Source organism: Pseudomonas sichuanensis, from assembly GCF_003231305.1.
GTDB classification, from domain to species: Bacteria; Pseudomonadota; Gammaproteobacteria; order Pseudomonadales; family Pseudomonadaceae; genus Aquipseudomonas; species Aquipseudomonas sichuanensis.
This window is the reverse complement of sequence record NZ_QKVM01000097.1, coordinates 1-8059: the sequence shown is the minus strand read 5'-3', so window position 1 is coordinate 8059 and position 8059 is coordinate 1. Positions and strand designations below refer to the sequence as shown.

4 protein-coding genes are annotated in these 8059 nt (G+C 64.5%); 1 reads left to right on the top strand and 3 read right to left on the bottom strand.

Annotated elements, in window-relative coordinates:
- Positions 1–10: 10 nt before the first annotated feature.
- The 3 genes from nfuA to DM373_RS27925 form a co-directional block, all read right to left on the bottom strand.
- Positions 11–595, bottom strand: coding sequence for a Fe-S biogenesis protein NfuA (gene nfuA, locus DM373_RS27935; RefSeq protein ID WP_110996563.1), 585 nt, complete (start codon positions 593–595; stop codon positions 11–13).
- 57 nt (positions 596–652) lie between these two features.
- Positions 653–1687: an acyltransferase family protein gene (locus DM373_RS27930; RefSeq protein WP_110996562.1), complete on the bottom strand. Its 1035-nt coding sequence runs from the start codon at positions 1685–1687 to the stop codon at positions 653–655.
- A 182-nt stretch (positions 1688–1869) separates the two neighbouring features.
- Positions 1870–4170, bottom strand: a complete 2301-nt coding sequence (locus DM373_RS27925; protein ID WP_110996561.1) for a fatty acid cis/trans isomerase — start codon at positions 4168–4170, stop codon at positions 1870–1872.
- A 173-nt stretch (positions 4171–4343) separates the two neighbouring features.
- Here DM373_RS27925 and metH point away from each other — a divergent pair, with 173 nt between their 5' ends.
- On the top strand, positions 4344–8051 hold the full coding sequence (gene metH / locus DM373_RS27920; RefSeq protein ID WP_110996560.1) for a methionine synthase: 3708 nt from the start codon (positions 4344–4346) through the stop codon (positions 8049–8051).
- Positions 8052–8059 lie beyond the last annotated feature (8 nt).

Genomic DNA, 8059 nt, shown 5'->3' with positions numbered 1-8059 from the left:
AAGAAACACCTTAGTAGTAGGCGTTTTCTTTCTGACTGTGGTCAGTCACGTCACGCACGCCCTTGAGCTCCGGAATGCGCTCGAGCAGGGTGCGCTCGATGCCTTCCTTGAGCGTCACGTCGGCCTGGCCGCAACCCTGGCAACCGCCGCCGAACTGCAGCACGGCAATGCCGTCATCGACCACGTCGACCAGGCTCACGGCGCCGCCGTGGCTGGCCAGGCCCGGGTTGATCTCGGTCTGCAGGTAGTAGTTGATCCGCTCGTTGATCGGGCTGTCTTCGTTGACCATCGGCACCTTGGCGTTGGGGGCCTTGATGGTCAGTTGGCCGCCCATGCGGTCGGTGGCATAGTCGACCAGCGCGTCTTCGAGAAACGGCACGCTGACGGCGTCCAGGTAAGCGGTGAAGCTCTTCAGGCCCACCGGCTCGTCGTCGGGTTTTTCTTCGCCTGGCTTGCAGTAGGCGATGCAGGTCTCGGCGTACTGGGTGCCCGGCTGGGTGATGAAAATACGGATGCCGATCCCCGGCGTGTTCTGCTTGGAGAGCAGATCGGCCAGGTAATCATGGGCGGCGTCGGTAATAGTTATAGCGCTCATGGAAGTTCCTCACAGACTTGCCGGCAGTGTACGCCAACCCGTGCCCCGAACAAAGTCCTAGTATTTGACTCGGGATAGCGCCAGCGCGGGTTCCGCGGCCACGGGAGCCGCCAACCAGGCCTTGAGCCGCCCGTACAGGCCACGTTCCAGCCAGTGATAGCTGAACCACGACATTAGTCCGATTGACGGCACGCACAGGGCGAATACCAGGTACGGGTTCAGGCGCAGGCGCTGGCTGGCGAACAGGCCGGCGTAAAGCACCAGCACATGGATCAGGTACACCGAGTAGGAGCAGTCGCCCAGCATCTTGAGCAGCCGGTTGCCTTTGAAATACGGCTCCAGGGCAATGAACGCCAGCACCACCAGCGCGCTGGGCAGGCCCCAGTGCAGCAGGCGCTGCGAGGCGTCCAGGTGATAGAGCGCGAAACCCGCCAGCGCCAGCAGCCCCAATGGCAGCCACAGCCCCTCGCGGATCAACCCGCGCCGGTACAGCACCCCCAGGCCGATGCCCAGCAGGAATTCGTAGACGATGTCGTTGTTGTAGAAACGGCTGAGCACACCCAGGCGACCGAGCACTTCGCTGACCAGCAACAGCGCCGCCGTCACCAGCAACAGGTGATGGCGCTGGCGCACCAGGAAGGCCAGGCCGAACAGCAAGTAGAAGAACATCTCGAAGTTCAGCGTCCAGCCGACGTTGAGCGTGGGGTACAGCCCATAGCCACCGGGGTTCTCGGCCGGGATGAACAGCAGCGACAACAAAAGGTGCTGCCACTCGAATACCTGGTGCGGCATCCAGCGGCTGGCGATCAGCATCAATATGGCCATCAACAGGGTGTAGAACCAGTAGGCCGGGACGATGCGCAGGGCGCGGTTGAGCAGGAACTGCCCGGGGGCGATGTCCTTGTCGCGGGTGGACAGGTAGATCACCAGCCCGCTGATCACGAAGAAGATATCCACCCCCACCGCACCGCGCTCGGCGAGCAGTTGGCCGATCGGGCCGTTGGCGTGGAAGTCGAAGAAGATTTGCCGGAAGTGGTGGCAGACCACCACCCAGGCGGCGAATGCCCGCAGAGCTTGAAGCGAATACAGCATGAAATACCTGCGATTGCCGGTGCATTGAGGTCCTGGCAAACACCCATCGCGGGGCAAGCCCGCTCCCACGCCAGTTACCTGTTGCTCAGGTTGCGTGGGAGCGGGCTTGCCCCGCGATGGGTGCATCCGGAACCACCCTGCATGTCCGACCGCAGGATGCCGGGAATGTCCCGGCTGACCGATCAGAGGTTCTCGTAGCGGTTCATGTCCAGCACGCCCTCCTCCACCGGATCGGTCTCCTGCAGGTAACGGCTCAGGTCATGGAAGTAGCGCCAGAACTCGGGGTGGCTGCGGCGCACGCCCCAGCGCATGACCACCCGCTCGAACTTCGCCGTGTCGTCACGGGCGGCCTCCAGGTCTTCGACGAACTCCGGTACATCCTTGGCCGGCACATTGAAGATGAAGTTGGGATAGCTGCTGAGCACGCCGGGGTACAGCGTGAGCGTGTCCAGCCCAGGCTGGTAGCGGTACGCCTCGCCGAGCAGGAAGGCCACGTTGCTGTGGGCGCGGTTGCGCAGCAGGCTGTAGACCTGGCGCTGGCCGCCCTGCCCTTCGATGCGCAGCATGGTCGCCTCGGGCAACTGGCCGATCACCTTCAGGCCGGCGGCCGGGCGTGAGACCAGACGGCTGAGCGACTGCTCGACATCACGGAACTCCTCGCTCATCTGCGGCCGCGAGCAGAAGGCGCCCTGACAGCGGTTGATCGGGTCGGGCGCGGCATTCAGGCTGCCGGTGCGCTGCAGCAACTTGAGACCGAAATCGCGCTTGGGGTCGTGCTTGTCGAGCTTGAGGGCACTGGGGGTGTCGGTGTCGATGTCGGTGTAGTCCATCCACATCTTCACCTTGCCGCTGTTCTGGTACCAGTTGCCGAGGATCTCGCCGCGCTTGTTGGCCGGCATCAGGCGCAGGAAGTTGACCTCGGCGCCGTTGCGGATCAGGTCGAAGTACAGGCGGGTCTGCAACTGGTGCGAGACGTTGCCGAACACGTCGAAGTTCACCGCCAGCTGGTAATAGGTGCGTTCGAACAGCGGGTAGTCGAACAGCCACAGGGTCAACGGTACATCGCCGATCAGGCCCTTGGTGACCGAGGCGCTGTCGAAGTGGCGGAAGATGCTCAGCAGGGCATTGTCGTTACCCGCCCACAGGGTCGACCAGCTCGGCGCGGGCTGCTCGGCATAGGCCTCGCGGCGCAGCGCCTCATAGTCGTTGCGTTTGTCGCGGTAGGCGTGCCACAGGCTCAGCACGCTGCCCACGTCGTCGATCTGGCCCGGCATGGCCAGCAACGGCGTGGCCTCGCCACGGTAGCGCGCATCGGTGACGTAGAGGTCGTGGGCCGGTTCCTGGAACAGCGCCCAGAAGTTGTCACGGATCACGTCGGTGGCGATCTGCCCGCGGCACACCGGGCCACGGATGAAGGTACGCACGAAGTATTCGGCGTTATCCAGCATGAACTGGTAGCGCGCCACCGCCGGGATCGCCTCGAAGGTTTCGAACGGGTTGGCGCGGTGGCGCGGGCCGTAGCCGGGCAGCGCATCGGCGTGCCAGTCGCCGCTGTAGAACAGCTGCTTGACCCGCTTGAGCTTCTGCGGGCCCATCGGGTAGGTGATGTGGGTCTTGTGCACGATCACACCCTGCACCGGGATCAGCCGGTAGTAGAAGTCGGTGCCGGGCGGGTCGTTGGGGCGGCGGGTGGCGATCAGGTCGACCGGCTGGCCGCTGGGCGTGCGCGAGCGTACCCACTGGAAGAAGTGGCCCTGCTCGCCGCCCTTGAAATAGATGTGGGCGAGGAACAGGTGCTCGTACAGCCAGCGGCCGACCAGCGCTTCGGTCGAACCCGGGCGGTTGAGCAGTTCTTCCCAGTCGGCGATCTGCTGCGCTTCGACGGCACTCGGCTGGATCGGGGTCTTCTCCACCGGGGCACCGGCCGCCAGCCAGCGCTGCAGGGTCTGGTACTCCTGGTCGGTCAGGCCGGTCACCGCCAACGGCATGCCCTCCTTGGGGTGGGCGCCGGCGTAGGCGTCGAACTCGTGGGGCATGGGGCACATGTTGTTGCGGTTGAGCCCCAGCACGATCTCTTCGGGCAGCTTGGCGTTGGGCGTGAGCGGGGTCTTGTGGCCCAGTTCGAGCATGCGCGCCATCAGCGCTGCCTGGCTGCCCTGCTTGTCCAGCACCGAATAGAAGCCCTGCTTGCGCCAGCCAGCTTCGTCACGGGCGTCATAGAACAGCCGGGTGGTGGGCACCGCCTTGCTGCGCTCGCCCTGATAGACCGGCACCTTGGAGGCGCCGCGCTCGGCGCCTTCGGCACTGCCCAGGTTGAGCTGGCAGGCGGCATCGTTGCAGGCGTGGCAGGCCACGCACTTCTCGGTGAAGATCGGTTGAATGTCCCGGGTGTATGAAACCGCCGGGCTGGATTGCGGGGCCTGCGCGAACGCCGCGCCACTGATCAGCAGTGCGAAGGCGCTGGCAAGAATGCGAAACAGCATGTGCCGAATGTCCTGGTTACTTGAAGCCATCACGATGTGCCTGGCGGGTCCTGAGGTGTGGGTAGCGCCGCACAAACATGAGCGAAATTCATGCAAATGGGCAGAGCGCCTAAAATCCATGCAGCTTTGTTATTATTCGGCACCTTCTGATATTCGCCCGACCAGGTAGTCCTATGTCCGACCGCAGCGCTCGTTACCAAGCACTCCAGAAAGCACTCAAAGAGCGCATCCTGATCCTCGACGGCGGCATGGGTACTATGATCCAGAGTTACCGCCTCGAGGAACACGACTATCGTGGCACGCGCTTCGCCGATTGGCCAAGCGACGTGAAGGGCAACAACGACCTGCTGCTGCTCAGCCGCCCCGATGTGATTGCGGCGATCGAGAAAGCCTACCTGGACGCCGGCGCCGACATCCTCGAAACCAACACCTTCAACGCCACGCAGATTTCCCAGGCCGACTACGGCATGGAAGCGCTGGTGTACGAGCTCAACGTCGAAGGCGCGCGCATCGCCCGCCAGGTGGCCGATTCGAAAACCCTGGAAACCCCGGACAAGCCGCGCTTCGTCGCCGGCGTGCTCGGCCCGACCAGCCGCACCTGCTCGATCTCCCCCGACGTCAACGACCCGGGCTATCGCAACGTCACCTTCGACGAACTGGTGGTGAACTACATCGAGGCCACCCGTGGCCTGATCGAGGGCGGCGCCGACCTGATCCTGATCGAAACCATCTTCGACACCCTCAACGCCAAGGCGGCGATCTTCGCCGTGCAGCAGGTGTTCGAGGAAGATGGCGTCGAGTTGCCGATCATGATCTCCGGCACCATCACCGATGCCTCCGGCCGCACCCTTTCCGGGCAGACCACCGAAGCGTTCTGGAACTCGGTGCGCCACGCCAAGCCGATCTCCATCGGCCTGAACTGCGCCCTGGGCGCCAAGGACCTGCGCCCGTACCTGGAAGAGCTGTCGGGCAAGGCCGACACCTTCGTTTCGGCGCACCCCAACGCTGGCCTGCCGAACGCCTTCGGTGAATACGATGAAACCCCGGCCGAAATGGCTGCCGTGGTCGAGGAGTTCGCCGCCAGCGGCTTCCTCAACATCATCGGCGGCTGCTGCGGCACCACCCCGCCGCACATCCAGGCCATCGCCGAAGCCGTGGCCAAGTACAAACCGCGTGAAATCCCGGACATCCCCAAGGCCTGCCGCCTGTCGGGCCTGGAGCCGTTCACCATCGATCGCCAGTCGCTGTTCGTCAACGTCGGCGAGCGCACCAACATCACCGGCTCCGCCAAGTTCGCCCGGCTGATCCGTGAAGAGAACTACACCGAAGCGCTCGAGGTCGCCCTTCAGCAGGTCGAGGCCGGCGCCCAGGTGATCGACATCAACATGGACGAAGGGATGCTCGACTCCCAGGCCGCCATGGTCCGCTTCCTCAACCTGATCGCCGGCGAGCCGGACATTTCCCGCGTGCCGATCATGATCGACTCCTCCAAGTGGGACGTGATCGAGGCGGGCCTCAAGTGCATCCAGGGCAAGGGCATCGTCAACTCCATCTCGATGAAGGAAGGCGTCGAGCAGTTCAAGCACCACGCCCGCCTGTGCAAGCGCTACGGCGCCGCCGTGGTGGTGATGGCCTTCGACGAAGTCGGCCAGGCCGACACCGCCGCGCGCAAGAAAGAGATCTGCCAGCGCAGCTACGACATCCTGGTCAATGAAGTGGGCTTCCCGCCGGAAGACATCATCTTCGACCCGAACATCTTCGCCGTCGCCACCGGCATCGAGGAGCACAACAACTACGCCGTCGACTTCATCGAGGCGTGTGCCTATATCCGCGACCACCTGCCCTACGCCCTGACCTCGGGCGGTGTGTCCAACGTGTCGTTCTCGTTCCGTGGCAACAACCCGGTGCGCGAGGCGATCCACTCGGTGTTCCTGTATCACGCCATCCAGAACGGCCTGACCATGGGTATCGTCAACGCCGGCCAGCTGGAAATCTACGACGAGATCCCCGCCGCGCTGCGCGAGAAGGTCGAGGACGTGGTGCTCAACCGCACCCCCGAAGGCACCGACGCCCTGCTGGCCATCGCCGACGACTACAAGGGCGGCGGCGCCACCAAGGAAGTCGAGAACGAAGCCTGGCGCTCGCTGCCGGTCGACAAGCGCCTGGAGCACGCCCTGGTCAAAGGCATCACCGCGCACATCGTCGAAGACACCGAGGAGTGCCGCCAGCAATGCGCGCGCCCGATCGAGGTGATCGAAGGCCCGCTGATGAGCGGCATGAACGTGGTCGGCGACCTGTTCGGCGCCGGCAAGATGTTCCTGCCCCAGGTGGTGAAATCGGCCCGGGTGATGAAGCAGGCCGTGGCCCACCTGATCCCGTTCATCGAAGCGGAGAAAGGCGACAAGCCCGAAGCCAAGGGCAAGATCCTCATGGCCACGGTCAAGGGCGACGTGCATGACATCGGCAAGAACATCGTCGGCGTGGTGCTCGGTTGCAACGGCTACGACATCGTCGACCTGGGCGTGATGGTGCCGGCCGAGAAGATCCTGCAGACCGCCCGCGAGCAGAAGTGCGACATCATCGGCCTGTCCGGCCTGATCACCCCGTCGCTGGACGAGATGGTCCACGTAGCCCGCGAGATGCAGCGCCAGGACTTCCACCTGCCGCTGATGATCGGTGGCGCCACCACCTCCAAGGCGCACACCGCGGTGAAGATCGAGCCCAAGTACTCGAACGATGCCGTGGTCTACGTCACCGACGCGTCGCGCGCGGTGGGCGTGGCCACCCAGTTGCTGTCCAAGGAGCTCAAGGCCGGCTTCGTCGAAAAGACCCGCGAGGAGTACGTGCAGGTGCGCGAGCGCACCGCCAACCGCAGCGCCCGCACCGAGCGCCTGAGCTATGCCCAGGCCATCGCCGCCAAGCCGCAATACGACTGGGCCGGCTACCAGGCCGCAGTGCCGTCCTTCACTGGCGTGAAGGTACTGGACAACATCGACCTGCGCACCCTGGCCGAGTACATCGACTGGACCCCGTTCTTCATCTCCTGGGACCTGGCCGGCAAGTTCCCGCGCATCCTCACCGACGAAGTCGTCGGCGAGGCGGCCACCTCGCTGTACCAGGACGCCCGCGAGATGCTCGACAAGCTCATCGACGAAAAGCTGATCAGTGCCCGCGCGGTGTTCGGCTTCTGGCCGGCCAACCAGGTCAACCATGACGACATCGAGGTGTATGGCGACGACGGCAAACCGCTGGCCACCCTGCACCACCTGCGCCAGCAGACCATCAAGCCTGACGGCAAGCCGAACTGGTCGCTGGCCGACTTCGTCGCGCCGAAGGACAGTGGCGTGACCGACTACGTGGGTGGCTTCATCACCACCGCCGGCATCGGTGCCGAGGAAGTGGCCAAGGCCTACCAGGACAAGGGCGACGACTACAGCTCGATCATGGTCAAGGCCCTGGCCGACCGCCTGGCCGAGGCCTGCGCCGAGTGGCTGCACGAGCAGGTGCGTAAAGAGCACTGGGGTTATGCCAAGGACGAGCACCTGGACAACGAAGCGCTGATCAAGGAGCAGTACAGCGGTATCCGCCCTGCACCGGGCTACCCGGCGTGCCCGGACCACACCGAGAAGGAAACGCTGTTCCGCCTGCTCGACGGCAGCGCCATCGGCGAAACCGGCCCGAGCGGGGTGTTCCTCACCGAGCACTTCGCGATGTTCCCGGCGGCGGCGGTCAGCGGCTGGTACTTCGCCCACCCGCAGGCGCAGTACTTCGCCGTGGGCAAGGTGGACAAGGACCAGGTCGAGCAGTACAGCGCACGTAAAGGCCAGGAACTGAGCGTGAGCGAGCGCTGGCTGGCGCCGAACCTGGGTTACGACAGCTAAGGCTGCGG